Origin of the sequence: Cellulomonas alba (assembly GCF_030362835.1) — a bacterium.
GTDB classification, from domain to species: domain Bacteria; phylum Actinomycetota; class Actinomycetes; order Actinomycetales; family Cellulomonadaceae; genus Cellulomonas; species Cellulomonas alba.
This window is the reverse complement of record NZ_JAUCGQ010000001.1, coordinates 1644953-1663546: the sequence shown is the minus strand read 5'-3', so window position 1 is coordinate 1663546 and position 18594 is coordinate 1644953. Positions and strand designations below refer to the sequence as shown.

The following is an 18594-nucleotide window of genomic DNA, read 5'->3' as shown; positions in this document are numbered from 1 at the left end:
GGGTCGCCGCCGCGGTCGGCTAGGTGCGGCCGACCGACCTGGCGCGGGCGCCGGGAGGGATGGTCGGACCGGCTGCGTTCAGCCGTTCGACCGCGAAGCCCGCCGCAGCCTTGTACCCGGCCACGAACGCGCTGCGCTCGGCCTCGGGGACCACGTCGTCGATGTCGTCGAACTCGCCGCCGCATCGTTCGTCGACGAGGTCGAGCAGGCCGAACGGGCCCGCCCCGCGGTTGCGCAGCACGAGCTCCGACAGGGGACCGCACAGCTCGGCGTCGAACGCGCCGAGCGCGTCGCGGGTCACGCCGTGCCGCACCATCGCAGCGCCGAGCACGCGCGCGTCGACGATCGCCTGGCTCGCGCCGTTGGACCCCGTGGGGTACATCGGGTGAGCGGCGTCCCCGATCAGCAGCACGGGGCCGTCCTGCCACGTCGGCACCGGGTCACGGTCGATCATCGGGTTCTCGTACGCGACCTCGGCGCGCGCCAGGAGGTCCGGCACGTCGAGCCACTCGTAGCTCCAGTCGGCGAAGTGGTGCGCGAACTCCTCGACGCCGACCTGCCGGAACCAGCCGCTGCGCTGCCAGCCCTGCGCGTCGTCGACCGTCAGCTCGGCGATCCAGTTCACGGTGGCCAGACCCGTGGCGGGGTCGGCTCGCGAGATCGGGTAGACCACGAAGCGATGGCGCGCCGAACCGACCCCGACGAAGGACGCGCCGGTGCGGACGGGCTCGGCCCGGGTGGTGCCGCGCCACATGATCGTGCCGCCCCAGTGGATCGGCGGCTGGCCGGGGTGCATCTGCGCCCGCACGGCCGAGTGGATGCCGTCGGCGCCGATCAGCACCGTGCCGCGCTCGCGCCACGCGCTGCCGTCGGCGCGCCGGCCGACCGCCGTCACGGATCCGTCCGCGTTCTTCTCGTAGCCCGTGACGCGGTGCCCGGGCCGGATCGCGTCCGCGCCGGCCCGGTCCCGGAGGGTCTGCGCGAGCAGCATCTGCAGTCGGCCCCGGTGGACGGCGTACTGCGGCCAGCGGTAGCCGGCGAGCAGGCCGCGCGGCTCGCTGTAGATCTCGTGCCCGTTGCGCCCGACGAGCGCCCACTCGCGGGTGGGGACGCCGATCCGGTCGAGCGCCTCCGCACCGATCCCGAGGTCGCCGAGCTCGCGCACGGCGTTGGGCTGGAGGTTGATCCCGACCCCGAGCGGCGCCAGCTCCCGAGCGCTCTCGAGCACCGCGAAGCTCACGCCGAGCTGGTGGAGGGTCAGCGCTGCGGCGAGCCCGCCGATGCCGCCACCGGCGATCAGCACGCGCGGTCCGGACACGTCCACCGTCTACTCCACGCTGTACAGGTCGATCTGCACGGCGCTCGCCTCGCGCGCGCCGGTGCCGACGAACACCATGCCGTTGAGCCACCGGTAGTCCGGGTGACCGCTCTCGAGCCGGGCCGTCGACCGCATGTAGTAGGACTCCGGCGGGGTCGGTGCGCCCGAGGCGAGCTGCTCCATCACCTCGGTCGGTCCGTGGCGGAAGCCGCGGTTGACGATCTCGATCAGGGCGCCGTCCGCGGTCTCGAACGCGTACCGCGCGTCGAGCTCGGCGACACCGTCGTGCGCGATCGACTGCCAGTCCGCACCGACGTCGAGGATCGTCCCGCTGACCTGGCCCGTGACGCGTCCGCCGATGATCGGGATGATGCGCCGTCGGCCAAAACGGCCGAGCCCGAGGTCCATGAGCGGGCCGAGCTGGACCTGGAGCGTGCAGAACGGCCGCACGGTCGGTGGCTGCAGTGCCGCCATGGTGTCCTCCCGGACGTCGGGGTGCGGCCGCACATTACCGGCGTCGTCCCGAACCCGGGCTCGCGATGCCCCTGCGTACGGCGCCGCCTGACCGCGGCAGGCGGGCTCAGCCGACCCGGCGATACCGGACGTGCGTCGCCAGCGGTGAGTGCAGGACCTCGACGGGCTCGAAGCCGAAGGACTCGATCCCGTCGAAGATGCGCTCGCCCGCACCCAGAACGACGGGCGCGATGTCGAGGGTGAGCTCGTCGATCACGCCGGCGACCAGCGCCTGCCGCACGGTCGAGGCCCCGCCGGCGATGTCCACTCCGTCGGCACCGGCAGCCTCACGCGCCGCGGAGTAGGCCGCGTCGAAGCCGTCGGTGACGAAGTGGAATGTCGTGCCGCCGTCCCGCTCGATGGGGTCGTGGGCGTGATGGGTGAGGACGAACACCGGCGCGTGGTACGGCGGTTCGGGACCCCACCACCCGGTCCACTCCTCGTCCCAGGGTCCCCGCACGGGGCCGAACATGTTCCGGCCCATGACGTACGCGCCACGTGGGCGCATGAGCCACCCGGTCGCGACCTCGTCGGCTTCGGTCGCTCGCGGGTCGCCCATGTGCCAGCCGTGCAGCTCACCACCGCGCTTCCCCAGCGGGTTCTCGCGGCTCTGCTCCGGCCCGGCGACGAAGCCGTCCAGCGAGATCGACATGTGGCAGGTGGTGTCCGGCACCGCAACCTCCTGAGTGATCGCGACCGTCGATGCGGTCGTCCGGACGCTAGCGGTGTTCGACGACCGCCGCGCCCTCGGCGGCTCGGCGTGGTCTGGGCGAACGGCCCACCAGCGGCCGCGCGTGGTGCGGGAATGACCGAGCGGTGGCCAAGGTTGAGCCCAACAGACTCAAGTTTGGCCCCACCCGGCTTGCGCGGCTGCCACCAGGCGCGCATTGTTGAGCCGGGCGGGCTCAAGGCAGACGCCAAGTCGCATCCCAGAGGAGCCCGCAGTCGCTCCGGAAAGAAGGCACACACATGGCACGAGCAGTCGGCATCGACCTGGGCACCACGAACTCGGTGGTCTCCGTCCTCGAGGGTGGCGAGCCCACGGTCATCGCCAACGCGGAGGGGTCGCGCACGACTCCGTCGGTCGTGGCGTTCTCCAAGACGGGTGAGGTGCTGGTCGGCGAGATCGCCAAGCGCCAGGCCGTCACCAACGTCGACCGCACCATCACGTCCGTCAAGCGCCACATGGGCACCGACTGGACCGTGACGATCGACGACAAGAAGTACACCGCGCAGGAGATCAGCGCGCGGGTGCTCTCGAAGCTCAAGCGGGACGCGGAGGCCTACCTCGGCGAGCCCGTCTCCGAGGCCGTCATCACCGTCCCGGCCTACTTCAACGACGCGCAGCGCCAGGCGACCAAGGACGCCGGCACGATCGCGGGCCTCAACGTCCTCCGCATCATCAACGAGCCCACCGCGGCGGCCCTCGCCTACGGCCTCGAGAAGGGCAAGGAGGACGAGCTCATCCTCGTCTTCGACCTCGGTGGCGGCACGTTCGACGTCTCGCTGCTCGAGGTGGGCAAGGACGACGACGGCTTCTCGACGATCGAGGTCCGCGCGACGTCCGGCGACAACCACCTCGGTGGTGACGACTGGGACCAGCGCATCGTCGACCACCTGGTCGCCGAGGTGAAGAACACGACGGGCGTCGACCTGTCCAAGGACAAGATCGCGCTGCAGCGTCTCCGCGAGGCCTCCGAGCAGGCCAAGAAGGAGCTCTCGTCCGCGACGAGCACCAACATCTCGCTGCAGTACCTGAGCATGAGCGAGAACGGCCCGGTCCACCTCGACACCAAGCTCACGCGCGCGCAGTTCCAGCAGATGACGCAGGACCTGATCGACCGCACGAAGGCGCCGTTCAACGCCGTGATCCGCGACGCGGGCGTCAAGCTCGCCGACATCGACCACGTCGTGCTCGTCGGCGGCTCGACCCGCATGCCCGCGGTCGCCGAGGTCGTCACGGAGCTCACGGGCGGCCGCGAGCCGAACAAGGGCGTCAACCCGGACGAGGTCGTGGCCGTCGGTGCCGCGCTCCAGGCCGGCGTCATGAAGGGCGACCGCAAGGACGTCCTCCTCATCGACGTGACCCCGCTGAGCCTCGGCATCGAGACCAAGGGCGGCGTCATGACGAAGCTCATCGAGCGCAACACCGCGATCCCGACCAAGCGGTCCGAGATCTTCTCGACGGCGGAGGACAACCAGCCGTCAGTGCTGATCCAGGTGTTCCAGGGCGAGCGCGAGTTCGCGCGGGACAACAAGCCGCTCGGCACGTTCGAGCTCACCGGCATCGCGCCGGCGCCCCGTGGCGTGCCGCAGATCGAGGTCGCCTTCGACATCGACGCGAACGGCATCGTGCACGTGTCCGCCAAGGACCGCGGCACGGGCAAGGAGCAGTCGATGACGATCACCGGTGGCTCGGCCCTCCCGAAGGAGGACATCGAGCGCATGGTGCGCGAGGCCGAGGAGCACGCGTCCGAGGACCGGAAGCGCCGCGAGGAGGCCGAGACCCGCAACAGCGCCGAGCAGCTCGTCTACTCGACGGAGAAGCTGCTGGTCGACAACGCCGACAAGCTGCCGGAGAACGTCAAGACCGACGTGCAGTCGGCGGTCGGCGAGCTCAAGACGGCGCTCGAGGGCTCGGACGTCGACGAGGTGAAGGCCAAGACGGCCGCCCTGTCGACGGCCGCGCAGAAGATCGGCGAGGCGATCTACGCCAACCAGTCGGCCGCTCCGGCCGACGAGGCGCCGGCGTCCGACGGCTCGTCGTCGGCCTCCGCGTCCGACGAGGACGTGGTGGACGCCGAGATCGTGGACGAGGACGAGGCGAAGTGACGGCCGACAACGAGGGCCGTCCGGAGCCGGGCCGCGGGGACGAGGAGTCCCCGCGGTTCACCGACAAGCGCCGCATCGACCCCGAGACGGGCGAGGTCCGTCAGCCGAGCCCGGAGGAGGCCGTCCTGGCCGAGGCCGAGCAGGTGGCGAGCAACGCCGAGGAGGCCGTGGTGCTGGAGGGCCTCGTCGAGGCGCAGAAGCTCGCGGCCGAGCGGCTCGAGGAGCTGCAGCGCGCCAACGCGAGCTACTACAACCTCGAGCAGCAGTACTCGGCGTACGTGAAGCGGTCGAAGGCCGAGGCCGTCGCCGCGCAGGACCGGGGTGTCGCGTCCCTCGCGGAGGCACTGATCCCGGTGCTCGACGACATCGAGCTCGCGCGGCAGCACGGCGACCTGACGGGTCCGTTCGCGTCGATCGCCGAGAAGCTGCAGGCGACGCTCGCGCGGTTCGGCGTCGAGCAGTACGGCGAGGCGGGCGAGCCGTTCGACCCGGCGGTGCACGAGGCGCTCATGCACGCGCACTCGGCCGAGGTCAGCGAGCCGACCGTCCAGCAGGTGCTCCAGCACGGGTACCGCACGGCCGACCGGGTGCTGCGGGCCGCGCGCGTCGCGGTCGTGGACCCGGAGGCCTGACGACGGCGACGACGAGCCCGCGGTGCGCCGACATGCACCGCGGGCTCGTCATCGGTGAAGATCGAAGGAGGGAGGCGCCGTGACCGGCCAGGACTGGCTCGAGAAGGACTTCTACGCCGTGCTCGGCGTCCCCAAGGACGCGGATGCCGCGACCATCAAGAAGGCGTACCGCAAGCTGGCGCGCACCAAGCACCCCGACCACAACCCGGGTGACGCGAAGGCCGAGGCCGAGTTCAAGCAGGTCGGCGAGGCCTACGCCGTGCTCTCGGACCCCGAGCAGCGCTCGCAGTACGACCAGCTGCGCCAGATGGCCGGCGGCGCCCGGTTCACGTCGGGCGGCCGCGGCGGGTTCGAGGACGTGTTCGGCGGCATGTTCGGCGGCGCGGCACCCGGTCCCGGCGGCACGCGTGTCCGCTACTCGACGGGCGGTGCCGGCGGGTTCGAGGACCTGCTCGGCGGCCTGTTCGGTGGCGGGGCGGGTGGGTTCCAGCGCGGGCCGCAGCCGGGCGCCGACCTCGCGGCGGCCGTCGAGCTGCCGTTCCGCGAGGCCGCGGAGGGCGCGACGGTCTCGCTCGACGTCGAGGGTCGCAAGGTCAACGCCCGCGTGCCGGTCGGCGTGCGCGACGGCCAGAAGATCCGGCTGCGCGGCAAGGGCCGGCCGGGCGAGGCCGGTGCGCCCGCGGGCGACCTGGTGCTCACGGTGCACGTCGCGCCGCACCCGGTGTTCTCGCTCGACGGCGACGCGAACCTCCGCGTCACCGTGCCGGTCGCGTTCGACGAGGCCGCGCTCGGCGCGACGATCGAGGTGCCGACGCTCGACGGCTCGACCGTCAAGGTCAAGGTGCCCGCGGGCACGCCGTCGGGACGCACGCTGCGCGTCAAGGGCCGCGGGCTCAAGGGCCCCAAGCAGACGGGCGACCTGCTCGTCACCGTCCAGGTCGCCGTGCCGCAGCGGCTCTCGGACGCGGCGCGCGAGGCGGTGCAGGCGTTCGGCATCGCGACGAGCGGCGACGACCCGCGCGCCGACCTGATGGCGCAGGCACGGACGTGACGGTGCCGCACGTGACGGACGGCCGGGCATGAACGAGGACTCGCGGGTCTACGTGATCTCGGTCGCGGCCGAGCTCGCCGGCATGCACCCGCAGACGCTGCGGCAGTACGACCGGCTCGGCATCGTCTCGCCCGGCCGGACCCGCGGCCGGGGTCGGCGGTACTCGCTGCGGGACATCGCGACGCTGCGCGAGGTGCAGCGACTGTCGCAGGACGAGGGCATCAACCTCGCGGGCATCAAGCGGATCCTCGCGCTCGAGGACGAGGTCGACCGGCTGCGCCGCCAGGTCGAGTACCTGCGCTCCTTCGTCGAGCCGGGCCGGCGCGTCTTCACCGCCGATCCGCGGGGCGACGTCGTGGCGACCCGCCGCGCCCCGCGGACCGCACGCCCGGCGCCGCCGCCCCGCGCCATCGAGGCCGCCGGCGCCGTCGTCCTCTGGCAGCCGACCCCGCGATCCTGACGCGCCCGCCCGCCCCAGCCGACCCGCAACGGCCGGCCGAGCAGGCGAGCCGCGACCGAGCACGCGAGCCGCGACCGAGCACGCGCGCCGCGACCGAGCACGCGAGCCGCGTGGCATCCCCCGCCCTTCCCACCGGACCGTGAGTTGCGCGCGCGACCGTGAGTCCTGCTTCACGGTCTCGTCAACCAATTCACGGCCTCGGCACAGACTCACGGCCCGCGCAGACGCACGGCTCCCGCGGACTCACGGCTCGCGCGGACTCACGGCTCCCGCGGACTCGCGGCTCGCGCGGACTCACGGACCATGCGGACTCGGTCCGGCTGCGGGTCCGCGTCAGACCGCGGCGAACGTCCGGCGATACTCCGACGGGCTGACGCCGACCGCGCGGCGGAAGTGCAGGCGCAGGTTGGTGGCCGTGCCGAGGCCGCACTCGGCGGCGACGCGGTCGGCGCCCCAGTCGGTGGTCTCGAGGAGCTCGCGGGCCCGGTGGACGCGTGCCGCGTTCAGCCAGCGCAGCGGCGGCTCGCCCGTCTCGGCGACGAAGGCGCGCGCGAACGTGCGCTCCGACGTGTGGGCGTGCCGCGCGAGCTCGGCCACCGTCAGCGGCGTGGCGAGCCGCGTGAGCGCCCACGCGCGCGTCGCCGCGAGCCCGGCCTGGCGCGGCGGCTCCGCGTCACGCGGGATGAACTGCGCCTGCCCGCCGTCGCGGTGCGGTGCGGCGACCACGAGCCGCGCGACGCGGTTGGCGACGGCCGCGCCGTGGTCGACGCGGATGAGGTGGAGGCAGACGTCGATGCCCGCGGCGATGCCGGCGCCCGTGACGACGTCGCCCTCGTCGACGAACAGGACGTCCGGGTCGACGTCCACGTCCGGGTAGGTCGCCGCGAGCTCGCCGGCGTGACCCCAGTGCGTCGTGGCCCGGCGGCCGTCGAGCAGACCGGCCTGGGCGAGCGCGAACGCGCCCGTGCAGATCGACGCGATGCGGGCTCCGCGCTCGTGGGCGGTCCGCAGCGCGTCGAGCACCGCGGGCCCGAGCACCCGGTCGTGCGGCCGGAACGCCGGGACCACGACGGTGTCGGCCTCGACGACGGCGTCGAGGCCGTGCGGCGCGACGACCGCGAACCCGCCGGACGTCTCGACCGGCCCGGGCCGCTCGCCGCACAGCACGACGTCGTAGGGCGCCCCGCCGCGCGCGCCGAGCACCTGGAACGGCATGCCGACCTCCATCGGCAGGGCGGCCGACAGCGCGAGGACCGCGACGCGGTGGACGCGCGGGGGCTCTGCTGCGGGGGGCAGGAGGCGCATGGCGGGAATCTATCGCACCTTGGCATTCCAGCCACTCGCTGGCGCTGACCTGCACCGACAGGGTGGGTCGCGTGACGACGAACACCACTCCCGCCGACGACGCCGCCATCTCGGCGACCGCCGAACCCGGCTCGACGGCAGGACCGGCGCTCGACGGACCACGCCTCGTCCGCGCGCTCCTGCCCGCGCAGACGTTCCTGGTCCTCGGCTCGTCGGTCGACCTCACGCTCACCGGCATCGTCGGTGTGCACCTCGCACCGACGCGCGAGCTCGCGACCCTCCCGTTCAGCCTCATCCCGGTCGCGACGATGGCGACGACCTTTGGCGTGTCGCGGCTGATCGGCCGCGTCGGCTACCGCCGGACGTTCGTGCTCGCGCCGCTCGCCGCGGTCGCGGCGGGCCTGCTGTCGGCCGCGGGCGTCCAGTGGCACGCGTTCTGGCTCTTCTGCGTCGGCACCGCGCTCGTCGGCGTCTACGGCGCGGGCGCCGCGTACTACGGCTACGCCGCCGCGGAGGCGAACCCTGCGACGCGCGCGCGTGCCGTGACGACGCTGCTCGCGGGCGGCCTCGTCGCGGCGCTGCTCGGCCCGTTCCTGGCGACGGCGGTCAAGGGCGTCACCGGCACGCCGTACGTCGCGTCCTACCTCATGGTGGCGGCGTTCGGCGTCGCCGCGACGGCCTGGAACGCGCGGCTGCCGCGCGCCCTCGACGGCCTCGCGGTCCCGAGCCGTACGGCGGCGCGCGCGGGCCGCCCCGGGCGGGTCCTGTGGCGCCAGCAGTCGCTGCTCCTCGGCACCGCGGCGCGGGTGCTCGCGGGCGTCTCGATGACCGCGATGATGACGGCCGGCCCGGTCGCGGGCATGGCGATGGGGCACAGCGAGGGCGCCGCCGCGTTCTCCGTGCAGCTGCACATGGTCGGCATGTTCGCGCCCGGCCTGCTGGTGGCGCGCTGGATCGGCCGGATCGGCGAGCGCCGCGTGGCGCTGCTCGGCGCGGGTGTTCTCGTCGTCGCGGGGTGGGCCGCGACCATGGGCAGCCCGACGTGGGCGTTCCTGCTGGCGATGACGGCGGTCGGCGTCGGCTGGAACCTCGCGAGCAGCGGCGGCAGCGCGATGGTGGTCGGCTCGTACGCGCCGGCCGAGCGCGGGCGCGTCCAGCCGTTCGTCGAGCTCGCCGCGACGGTCTGCCAGGTGGTCGGCTCGCTGAGCGCGGGCATCCTTGCGACGGTCCACGGGTGGTCTCGGCTCGGCGCAGGGGTCGTGGTGCTGTCGGTGCTGGTCGGTGGCGCCCTCGCGCGAGCCCGCCCGCGGTCGGCGGCCTGACCTTCACGAGTCGTCCGGGAACTCTGCCGACGGACTCCCCACGAACGCGCCCGCCGGCGGCCCGGTCGTGCCTAGCGTCGCGGCATGACGAGCGCGCGGCACGCCCGCGACCTGCCACGACGCCACCGCGCGCTGCGCACGACCGCGCTCGTGGCGACCGCCGTGGTGGTGTTCACCGCGTCGGCCGCGGCAGCGGTGGCGCAGCACCTGAGGTCGGCCGTCGACGTCGCCGACACCGACCAGTTCCTCGACGGTCCGCGGCCGACGCCGCTCGGCACGGGCGGCCCGCACGACGGCCCGCCGACGGACGGCTTCGGTGGGCGCGCGGTCAACCTGCTCGTCATCGGCACGGACAGCCGGGACGGCGAGAACGCCGAGCTCGCCGGCGCGGTCGCCGGCATGCGCAACGACACCACGATGGTCGTGCACGTCGCGGCCGACCGGTCGCGCGTCGACGTGGTGTCCATCCCGCGCGACTCGCTCGTCGACATCCCGTCGTGCAAGCGGCACGACGGGACGCGCAGCCCCGCGCTCGCGCGGCACCAGTTCAACGACGCGTTCTCGCTCGGTGCGGGCTCGGACCAGAACCTCGCGTCCGCCGCGGCCTGCGTCATCCGCACGGTCGAGCAGGACACGCAGGTGCCGATCGACGCGAGCATCGTCGTCAAGATGGACGGCGTGGCCGACGTGGTGGGGGCGCTCGGCGGCCTCAAGATCTGCATCCCCGAGCACATGGAGTCGCCGAAAGCGGGCCACCTGGTGCTCGACAAGGGCTGGCACCGGTTCGACGGCCGCACCGCGATCCAGTTCCTGCGGGCACGCACCGGCACGGGTGACGGCCTCGAGCTCGGTTCCGACCTCTCGCGGATCACGCGGCAGCAGCAGTTCATCGACGCGCTGAGCGCGCAGCTGCGGTCCGAGCACCTGCTCGCCAAGCCCGTCGAGCTGCTGCACGTGCTCGACGCCGTCGCGCGCTCGCTCTCGGTGAGCCGGGTGCTCGCCGACCCTCGGACGCTCGCGGGCCTCGCGTACAGCCTGCGCGACCTCGGACCGTCCGCCGTCGAGCACGAGATGGTCCCGGTCGTGGACGCTCCCGCCAGGGCCGACGCCGGCCGGGTGCTCTGGACGGCGGCGGCCGAGCCGCTCTGGGCCAGGATCCGCGCCGACCGTCCTCTGCACGCGACGCCGCGACCGGCCGGGAGCGGCGGCGCGACGTCGACCGGGCACGCGACGCCGCCCGCGACCGCCCCCGCCGGCAAGCCCGCGACCTGCGGCTGAGCCCGTGTCGGCGCCGTGTCAGCCGCGCGGCGCCGCGTCGGCCGCGTGTCGGCACGGTGTCAGCCGGGCCCTGCACGGTTGACCCATGACCACAGCAGACCTGGTGATCGAGGCCGAGGGCCTCGTCAAGCACTTCGGCGAGACGAAGGCCCTGCAGGGCGTCGACCTCGTCGTGCCCCGGGGCACCGTGCTCGGTGTGCTCGGACCGAACGGCGCCGGCAAGACGACGACCGTCCGCATCCTCTCGACCCTGCTCCAGCCCGACGCGGGCCACGCGCGGATCAACGGCCTCGACGTCGTGCGCGACGCCGAGCGCGTCCGCCAGGCGATCGGCCTCACGGGCCAGTACGCGTCGGTGGACGAGGACCTCACGGGGCGGCAGAACCTCGTGCTGTTCGGCACGCTGCTCGACCTCGGCCGGCGCGGCGCGCGGTCCCGGGCCGACGAGCTGCTGACGTGGTTCGACCTCGCCGGTGCCGCGGACCGCCCTGCCAAGACGTACTCCGGCGGCATGCGCCGCCGCCTCGACCTGGCCGCGAGCCTGGTCGGCCGGCCCGACATCATCTTCCTCGACGAGCCGACCACGGGCCTCGACCCGAGCAAGCGCGAGGACATGTGGGAGGTCGTGCGCTCGCTCGTCGACGACGGCTCGACCGTGCTGCTGACCACGCAGTACCTCGACGAGGCCGACGCGCTCGCGGACGAGATCACGGTGATCGACCACGGTCGCGTCATCGCGCACGACACCCCGGAGGGGCTCAAGCGCGTCGTCGGCGGGCAGACCCTCGAGATCCGGCCGTCCGACCCGAGCCGCCTCGCGGAGACCGCGACGATCCTGTCGCAGGTGTCGTCGGGCGCGAAGGCCGACGAGATCCGCAAGGGCATGCTCGCGGTGCCGGTGAGCGGCGACGACGCGATGACCGAGACGGTCGCGCGGCTGTCCGCCGCCGGCATCGGCGTGCTCGAGCTGAGCCTGCACCTGCCGAGCCTCGACGAGGTCTTCTTCACCCTCACCGGCCGCACGGCGTCCGACGACGACCAGGCGGCCACCGACTCCACGAAGGAGGTGGCGGCATGAGCACCGCGACCCTCGAGGCCCCCCGCACCACGTCGGGCCCGGCCCCCGCGCAGCAGCGCACCCGCAAGCCGTTCCCGCTCGTGCGCCACTCGGCCGCGCTCACCAAGCGCAGCCTCATCAAGACGTGGCGCACGCCCGAGGCGCTCATCGACGTGACGCTGCAGCCGGTGATCTTCCTCGCGATCTTCACGTACATCTTCGGCGGCGCCGTCTCGGGCGACACGCACTCGTACCTGCAGTTCCTGCTGCCGGGCGTGCTCGGCCAGACGATCGCGCTCGGTGCGATCGCGATCGGCGTCAACCTCAACACCGACATGGAGAAGGGCATCTTCGACCGCTTCAAGTCGCTGCCGATCCCGCGCATCGCCCCGCTCATGGGTGCCGTGCTCGGCGACGTGGTGCGGTACGTGATCGTCGCGGTCGTCACGCTCGCTGCCGGCTACGCGATGGGCTTCCGGATCGGCGGCTCCGTCCTCGCGACCGTCGCGGGCTGCCTGCTGGCCGTGCTGTTCGCGCTCTGCCTCAGCTGGGTGTCGGTGTGGGTCGGCATGCTCGTCCGCACGAGCGGCGCGGTCCAGGGCGTGATGTTCCTGCTGATCATGCCGCTGACGTTCGGCTCCAACGTGTTCGTCCAGACGCAGACGCTGCCGAGCTGGATGCAGGGCTTCGTCAACGTCAACCCGCTGACGCACCTCGTCGACTCGATGCGCGGCCTGTTCCTCGGCACGCCGGTGGGCAACCACGTGTGGTGGACGCTCGCGTGGTGCGTCGGGCTCGTCGCGGTGTTCATGCCGCTCGCGCTGCGGGCGTACCGACGCAAGGTGTGACACACGTCCGGGCCGCGGGGGTCCGGCGACGAGCGAGGGCATCCGGATCCGTCCGGGTGCCCTCGCCGCGTCTCCGCGAGAACTCGTCCACGGCTCGTGTCGAGGACGCCGCCCGCCGTTCGACGCACGGGTGAGAGCAGGGCCGCCCGGCCCGGCCAGGACCAGATCGGAGCAGATCATGCGCTTCCTCGGATACACCCTCGGCGACGAGTCCGTCCCCATGCCCGCCCCCACCCCGGACCTGATGGAGCGCATGGGCGCGTTCATGGAGGAGGCGACGAAGGCGGGTGTGCTGGTCGCGACCGGCGGCATCGCACCGAGCGCGATGGGCGCGAAGGTCACGCTGGAGGACGGCGAGTTCACGGTCGTCGACGGCCCGTTCGCCGAGGCGAAGGAGCTGATCGGCGGGTGGGCGCTCACGGAGTGCCGGGACCTCGCGGAGGCAGTCGAGTGGACCAAGCGTTTCCTCGCCGTGCTCGGTGCGGGCGAGTGCCGCGTGCGGCCGGTGTTCTGACGGCTGCCCACACGCGACGAGGGCCGCACCCGGGCGGGGTGCGGCCCTCGTCGTCGTGACGGTCCCGTCAGGGCAGGTCGTCGAAGAAGACCTCGTCCGCGACCTGCGGCACCAGCACGAACGCCGCGTCGGCACCGGTCGGCTCCGTGTCGAGCGCGAGGCCGTCGACCGTCGCGACGGTCTCGGCGTCGACGAAGACGCGCGCCTCGCCGTTCTCGACGACCGCGTCGTCGGGCTCGGGCGTCGGCACGAGCTGGAGCTCGAGCGCGCCGGCCTCGTTCGCGGCGATCCGCAGGCCGCCGCCCTCGGGCAGCCGGGCCTGCGTCGTGAGGTCCTCCACGGCGGTGCGGGCGTTGTCGGTGATCGTGAGCACGAGTGCTCCTCTCGGTTGCCGGGTGACGTCCGCGAGGGGGGTGCGCGTGCGCGTCGGCCGCGTGGGCGACCGGCCCGCGCGGCCGTCTCGGTCCGTCCACCGAAGCAAGCCGGTGGCCGTCCGGCAACCCGGGCGCCCGTCGACACGGGGCGACGGTCGTGCTCTGATCGGACCTCGTGAGCGATCCCCGCGAGGCCGTCGAGGCGGTGTTCCGCCTCGAGTTCCCTCGCCTCGTCGCGGGCCTGACCAGGTACGTCGGCGACGTGGGCCGCGCCGAGGAGCTCGCGCAGGACGCGCTGGTCGCGGCGCTCGAGCAGTGGCCCGCCGAGGGTGTGCCCCGGAACGCCGGCGCGTGGCTCATGACCGTCGCAAAGCGGCGCGCGGTCGACGCGATCCGCCGCGACGCGGTCCGGGCGACGAAGTACGCGCTCGTCGCGCCGACGCTCGAGCACCTGACGACGGACGTCGAGGCCGCGCTCGACGACGACGAGATCGACGACGACGTGCTGCGCCTCCTGTTCACCGCGTGCCACCCGGTGCTGGCCCAGCCGGCTCGTGTCGCGCTCGCGCTGCGCCTGCTCGGTGGCCTGACGACCGCCGAGATCGCGCGCGCCTACGGGCAGCCCGAGGCGACGGTCGCGCAGCGCATCTCGCGGGCCAAGGCGGCGATCGCCAAGGCGGGCGTGCCGTTCGAGGTGCCGAGCGGCCCGGACCGCGCCGAACGCCTCGGGTCGGTGCTCGAGGTCGTCTACCTGATCTTCAACGAGGGCTACACCGCGACGAGCGGCGACGACTGGGCGCGGCCCGAGCTGTGCTTCGAGGCGCTGCGCCTGTCCCGGGTGCTGGCCGCGCTGCTGCCCGACGAGCCCGAGGTGCTCGGCCTGACCGCGCTCCTCGAGCTGCAGTCGTCGCGGCTCGCCGCGCGCCTCGGACCGGACGGCGAGCCCGTGCTGCTGGCCGACCAGGACCGGCACCGGTGGGACCGCCTGCTGATCCGCCGCGGCCTCGAGGCGCTCGACCGCGCCGGGGCGCTCGGCGGTCGCCGCGGCCGGTACGCCCTGCAGGCCGCGATCGCGGCGTGCCACGCGCGCACGTTCTCGGCCGACGAGACCGACTGGTTCGCGATCGCGACGCTCTACGGCGAGCTCGCGCACGTGATGCCCTCACCGGTCGTCGAGCTCAACCGCGCCGTCGCGATCTCCATGGCGGTCGGCCCGCAGGCGGCGCTCGAGGTGGTCGACGCGCTGGCGGCGACGGGCACGCTGGACGGGTACCACCTGCTGCCGAGCGTCCGCGGCGACCTGCTCGCACGGCTGGGGCGCGTCGTCGAGGCCCGCGCGGAGCTCGAGCGAGCCGCGGCGATGACGACCAACGCGCGCGAGCGCGAGCTGCTGACGAGCCGCGCGCGGGGGCTGGGCGCCTGACGGGCCGGTGGGCCGCGCCGCCGCCGGCTCCGACGCCCCCGGACGGCTCAGCGCGCGCGGGTCCGTCCCGTCAGGGCCCGAGCACCTCGGCGGACAGCGCGCGCAGCCGGTCGGCCGCAGCCTGCGGCCGGAGCTCGCGCAGCGGGGCGACCCGCGCCTGCCGCGCGTCGGCGTCGCCGAGCAGCTCGTCGAGCCGGCTCTCGTCGCCGAGGGCGAGCAGCGTGCGCAGGTTCGCGCCGAGCCGTGTGCCGAGCGCCCACAGCTCGACGGCACGCTCGTCGTCGCGCCGGATGGCGCACAGCTCGGCCACCGCGATGCCGTAGGAGCCGAGGATCGGCATGTCGAGCGTCACGACAGCCTCGTCGCGCGCTGCGACGATCCACGCGAGCGTCCGGTCGTCCACGTCGGTGCGGTCCGGGTCCTCGAGCCAGCTCGTCCGCATGCGCACCATCGCCGCCGCGAGCCGGAACACGATGCGCGCCTGCGCGACCACCACCAGGCCGTCGGCGCGCTCGGCCGCGGCGTCGCCGTACGCGACCGCGTCCTGGTGGCGGCCCTGCTCCCACGCGACGCGCGCGAGGCCCGCGTCGGCCTGCGCGCGGTCCATCGGGTCGAGCTGCGGGTTCGCCGCGAGGTCCTCGAGCGTGCGCACGGCGTCCTCGTCACCGGCGATGGCGTGCTCGACGAGCAGCAGCACGCGCACGCTGCGCGCGTCCGACTGGGCCCCGACGGCCTCGAGGTGCTGGACGCCGAGCGTCAGCCAGTGCTCCGACTCCGCGCGCCCGTTCGTCGAGTCCCACTGGCCGAGCGCCTGCGCCGTCATGCCCATGCCCCAGTGGTCGCCGACCTGCTCGAACAGGCGGTACGCCTCGCGGACGTCGGGTCCCGACATGCCGGCGTCGCCCATGTTCTCCCGGATGGCGGCCGCGATGAACAGGCCCATCGCACGCACGTACCGGTCGTCGGACGTCTGCAGCCGCTCGGCGGCGCCGATCATGCGCGCCGGGTCCGTCGACGTCAGCGTCGGGAGCACGTCGGCGAGCGCCACGAGCGGTGCGCTCACCTGGGCGCGACGCTCCGCGAGCGTGGTGCGGATGACGCGCCAGCCGAGCGCCGCGAGCCGCATCGAGTCCGTCGCGGCGCCGTTGACGGCCGCGAGCAGCCCGAACGAGACCGTGTGCTCCGCGTTCGGCAGCGGCAGCCCCGAGCGCACGCCCTGGAGGAACACCGACGCCCGCCGCCGCGCCGGCGCGTCCGCCGCGAGCAGCCGGCGCGCCCACGCGATGACCTCGACGTGCAGGCCGCGCACCGTCCACGCCTGGAACAGCGCGGCCGCGATGTCGGCGATCGCCGGCTCCTCGTCGTGCTCGGCCGCCCACCGCAGCGCCGCGACGAACGAGTCCTGCTCGCGCGCGCAGCCTGCGAACGCCTCGAGCTGACCCTCGCCGACGAACCGGTCCGCGTACCACGCGGCCTCCTGCGCCGACCACCGCACGAGCCCCGCCATCGCGTCGGCACGACCACCGGCCGCGTCGAGCCGGGCCTCGCCGTACTCGCGGACGGTCTCGAGCATCCTGTACCGGGTGGGGGTCTCGCCCTCGTCGAGCGCCAGCAGCGACTGCTCGACGAGCACCGCGAGCCCGCGCCGGACGGCGGGTCCGGGCGCGCCGGCGACGGCGGTCGCCGCGTCGGCCGTGAACGACGACGGGATCACCGCGAGGCGCGCGAGCAGCTCGCGCCCGGGCTCGTCGAGCAGCTCGCGGCTCCAGTCGACCATCGCCCACAGGCTCGCGTGCCGCTCCGGCAGCCCGCGCAGCGCGTCGTCGAGCAGCGCGAACCGGTCGGAGAGCCCGTCGAGCACGTCCTCGACCGGCATCGCGCGCAGTCGCGCCGCGGCGAGCTCGAGCGCGAGCGGCAGGTTGTCGAGCCGGTGGCACAGCTCGAGCGCGGCAGCCGGGTCCCACGCGAGGTCGGGCCGGCCGGCGCGCGCGCGGGCCTCGAGCAGGCCGAGCGCGTCGTCGTCCGGCAGCGCGCGCACGCGGTGCACCACCTCGCCGACGACGCCGAGCGGGGCGCGGCTCGTGGCGAGCAGCACCAGGCCGTCGGGCGCGGCCGCGACGAGCTCGGCGACGACGCCGGCCGCGGCCTCGAGCACGTGCTCGCAGTTGTCGATGACGACGAGCCCGGCGAGGTCCTGCGCCGCGATCGCGAGCCGCTCCTCGGGCGTCAGGACGCGCCGCTCTGCCGTCGGCGTGCTCGCGGACCCGGTCGTCTCCGCGCCGCCGAGCGCGGCCAGCACCGTGGGCAGGACCTCGGCCGGGTCGCGGACGCCGGCGAGCTCGACGGCTCGGACCTCGGTCCCGCGCGCGAGCGCCCGCCGTGCGGTCTCGGCGGCCAGGCGCGTCTTGCCCGCACCCCCGGTCGCGACGAGCGTGACGAGCGGCGCCGCGGCGAGGGACTCCTCGATCGCCGCGAGCTCGTCGTCGCGGCCGACCAGCGCGGTCGCGGGGCGGCGCCAGGCGACGGGCAGCCCGCTCGTGACGCGGCCACCGCGCGGTGGCGGGGCGACGTCCGGGGCGACGCTCGGGGCGACGGCGGGGTCGGCGGCCGGGGGCGAGGTCGCGTCGATCGGCGGCGGACCGGGCGCCGCCGTCCTCGGTGCCGACCCGGGGACCCCGTTCGCCGGGGACGCCGGGCTCGCCGGCCTGGTGGGCGCTGCCGGCGGAGGCCCGGTCAGCTCGCCGCGCAGCAGCGCGAGATGGGCGGCCGTCACGACGGTCGACGGGTCGGTGCCGTACCGGTCCGCCAGGTCGGCGCGCAGCCGCTCGACCACGTCGAGCGCCTCGGCGTCACGCCCCTGCGCCGCGAGCACCCGCACGAGCAGCGCCACCGACGGCTCGTCCGGCGGCGTGCGCTCCGCGAGCCGGCGCAGGTCGGCCTCGTCGAACGGGCCGGCGCCCGCGAGCGCCGCGTTCGCGCGGACCGCGGTCACGTCGGCGAAGAGCCGCGCCGTCGAGGGGTCGTCGACGTCGGGAACCGGGGGGAACAGCGCGCGCGCCTCGTCGGCCAGCGTGCGGGCCTCCGCCACGTCGCCGGCCGCGAGGGCGGACGCGGCGCGGTCGACCAGCGCGCGCCCGTCGACCGCGTCGACGTGCACGTCCTCGCCCGTGATCCGGTAGCCGCCGGGGACGCCGACGACCGGGACCCCGAGGCGCCGCACGCGCGAGACGAGGGCCTGGACCGCGCCGGTCGCGTCGTCGGGCGGCGCGCCCTCCCAGACGGCGTCGACGAGCGCCGCGGTCGAGACCGCGCGGCCGCGCGCGTCGACCAGCGCGCGGACCACGGTGGCGAGCCGCTCGCCGCGGACGGGCCGGCCGTCGACGGCGAGCTCGCCGAGCGTCGTGATGCGCACCGGGCCAGCATTCCTCATCCGTGCGGCGGCAGGCTCCTGGCGTGTCGCGCCGCGTCCGATCCGGGCATCGGGGACATCCTCGTGTGGACGCACGTGTGGACCTGTCTGGGGACGTGCTGTGGACCGCTGTGGACCGCTGTGAACGGCCGAGCAAAGGTGCTGGCCAGGGTCGTGTCAGTGGTCGGTCGTAGGCTGTCCCGGTACACACAGGGTGAAAAACGACACGCGTGTAAGCACAACCCCTAGTGGTCTCTT

16 protein-coding genes are annotated in these 18594 nt (G+C 74.4%); 10 read left to right on the top strand and 6 right to left on the bottom strand.

Translation table 11 applies throughout. The features are described from left to right. Positions 1–19 precede the first annotated feature (19 nt). The 3 genes from QRT04_RS07585 to QRT04_RS07575 form a co-directional block, all read right to left on the bottom strand. Entirely contained in the window at positions 20–1318 is a 1299-nt protein-coding gene (locus QRT04_RS07585; RefSeq protein ID WP_289454610.1) for a flavin-dependent oxidoreductase, read from the bottom strand. Between the two features lie 9 nt (positions 1319–1327). Next, positions 1328–1792 (bottom strand): DUF3237 domain-containing protein, encoded by a 465-nt coding sequence (locus tag QRT04_RS07580; protein WP_289454609.1) that lies wholly within the window; start codon positions 1790–1792, stop codon positions 1328–1330. Positions 1793–1898: 106 nt separating this feature from the next. Continuing rightward, entirely contained in the window at positions 1899–2504 is a 606-nt protein-coding gene (locus QRT04_RS07575; RefSeq protein ID WP_289454608.1) for a dihydrofolate reductase family protein, read from the bottom strand. Between the two features lie 296 nt (positions 2505–2800). On the opposite strand from QRT04_RS07575, the gene dnaK reads away from it, so the two are divergent. The 4 genes from dnaK to QRT04_RS07555 all read left to right on the top strand — a co-directional run bounded on the left by dnaK (position 2801) and on the right by QRT04_RS07555 (position 6806). Next, a complete protein-coding gene (gene dnaK, locus QRT04_RS07570) occupies positions 2801–4663 on the top strand; it encodes a molecular chaperone DnaK (RefSeq protein WP_289454607.1) in 1863 nt (620 codons plus the stop codon). After that, positions 4660–5295 carry a nucleotide exchange factor GrpE gene (gene grpE / locus QRT04_RS07565; protein WP_289454606.1) on the top strand — a complete coding sequence of 212 codons (636 nt, stop codon included), beginning with the start codon at positions 4660–4662 and terminating at the stop codon, positions 5293–5295. The genes dnaK and grpE overlap by 4 nt, the downstream gene beginning before the upstream one ends. A gap of 79 nt (positions 5296–5374) precedes the next feature. Then, positions 5375–6346 carry a DnaJ C-terminal domain-containing protein gene (locus tag QRT04_RS07560; RefSeq protein WP_289454605.1) on the top strand — a complete coding sequence of 324 codons (972 nt, stop codon included), beginning with the start codon at positions 5375–5377 and terminating at the stop codon, positions 6344–6346. Between the two features lie 28 nt (positions 6347–6374). Then, positions 6375–6806 carry a heat shock protein transcriptional repressor HspR gene (locus QRT04_RS07555; protein ID WP_289454604.1) on the top strand — a complete coding sequence of 144 codons (432 nt, stop codon included), beginning with the start codon at positions 6375–6377 and terminating at the stop codon, positions 6804–6806. 333 nt (positions 6807–7139) lie between these two features. Here the strand turns inward: QRT04_RS07555 and QRT04_RS07550 are convergent, their stop codons facing one another. Next, a complete protein-coding gene (locus tag QRT04_RS07550) occupies positions 7140–8111 on the bottom strand; it encodes a GlxA family transcriptional regulator (protein WP_289454603.1) in 972 nt (323 codons plus the stop codon). A gap of 71 nt (positions 8112–8182) precedes the next feature. On the opposite strand from QRT04_RS07550, the gene QRT04_RS07545 reads away from it, so the two are divergent. The 5 genes from QRT04_RS07545 to QRT04_RS07525 all read left to right on the top strand — a co-directional run bounded on the left by QRT04_RS07545 (position 8183) and on the right by QRT04_RS07525 (position 13130). After that, on the top strand, positions 8183–9433 hold the full coding sequence (locus QRT04_RS07545) for an MFS transporter (protein ID WP_289454602.1): 1251 nt from the start codon (positions 8183–8185) through the stop codon (positions 9431–9433). Positions 9434–9517: 84 nt separating this feature from the next. Continuing rightward, positions 9518–10711, top strand: a complete 1194-nt coding sequence (locus QRT04_RS07540; protein WP_289454601.1) for an LCP family protein — start codon at positions 9518–9520, stop codon at positions 10709–10711. An 85-nt stretch (positions 10712–10796) separates the two neighbouring features. Then, positions 10797–11789, top strand: coding sequence for an ATP-binding cassette domain-containing protein (locus QRT04_RS07535; RefSeq protein ID WP_289454600.1), 993 nt, complete (start codon positions 10797–10799; stop codon positions 11787–11789). Further along, the gene (locus tag QRT04_RS07530; protein ID WP_289454599.1) at positions 11786–12616 is read left to right on the top strand and encodes an ABC transporter permease; all 831 of its coding nucleotides are present in this window, start codon (positions 11786–11788) and stop codon (positions 12614–12616) included. Before QRT04_RS07535 ends, QRT04_RS07530 begins: the two co-directional genes overlap by 4 nt. A gap of 178 nt (positions 12617–12794) precedes the next feature. Beyond that, complete coding sequence (locus QRT04_RS07525; protein WP_289454598.1) at positions 12795–13130, top strand: YciI family protein; 336 nt, start codon at positions 12795–12797, stop codon at positions 13128–13130. Positions 13131–13197: 67 nt separating this feature from the next. Here QRT04_RS07525 and QRT04_RS07520 read toward each other — a convergent pair whose 3' ends face one another. Then, entirely contained in the window at positions 13198–13503 is a 306-nt protein-coding gene (locus QRT04_RS07520; protein WP_289454597.1) for a Fe-S cluster assembly protein HesB, read from the bottom strand. Positions 13504–13679: 176 nt separating this feature from the next. Between QRT04_RS07520 and QRT04_RS07515 the strand changes: the two genes are divergently transcribed. After that, on the top strand, positions 13680–14927 hold the full coding sequence (locus QRT04_RS07515; RefSeq protein ID WP_289454596.1) for an RNA polymerase sigma factor: 1248 nt from the start codon (positions 13680–13682) through the stop codon (positions 14925–14927). Positions 14928–14997: 70 nt separating this feature from the next. Here QRT04_RS07515 and QRT04_RS07510 read toward each other — a convergent pair whose 3' ends face one another. Further along, the gene (locus QRT04_RS07510) at positions 14998–18339 is read right to left on the bottom strand and encodes an AfsR/SARP family transcriptional regulator (RefSeq protein WP_289454595.1); all 3342 of its coding nucleotides are present in this window, start codon (positions 18337–18339) and stop codon (positions 14998–15000) included. Between the last annotated feature and the right edge of the window lie 255 nt (positions 18340–18594).

Bases quoted from the DNA above. Each gene is read 5' to 3' on its own strand.
- dnaK (WP_289454607.1), top strand. From the start codon at position 2,801: ATGGCACGAGCAGTCGGCATCGACCTGGGCACCACGAACTCGGTGGTC.
- QRT04_RS07525 (WP_289454598.1), top strand. From the start codon at position 12,795: ATGCGCTTCCTCGGATACACCCTCGGCGACGAGTCCGTCCCCATGCCC.
- QRT04_RS07535 (WP_289454600.1), top strand. From the start codon at position 10,797: ATGACCACAGCAGACCTGGTGATCGAGGCCGAGGGCCTCGTCAAGCAC.
- QRT04_RS07540 (WP_289454601.1), top strand. From the start codon at position 9,518: ATGACGAGCGCGCGGCACGCCCGCGACCTGCCACGACGCCACCGCGCG.
- QRT04_RS07530 (WP_289454599.1), top strand. From the start codon at position 11,786: ATGAGCACCGCGACCCTCGAGGCCCCCCGCACCACGTCGGGCCCGGCC.
- QRT04_RS07550 (WP_289454603.1), bottom strand. From the start codon at position 8,111: ATGCGCCTCCTGCCCCCCGCAGCAGAGCCCCCGCGCGTCCACCGCGTC.
- QRT04_RS07580 (WP_289454609.1), bottom strand. From the start codon at position 1,792: ATGGCGGCACTGCAGCCACCGACCGTGCGGCCGTTCTGCACGCTCCAG.
- QRT04_RS07555 (WP_289454604.1), top strand. From the start codon at position 6,375: ATGAACGAGGACTCGCGGGTCTACGTGATCTCGGTCGCGGCCGAGCTC.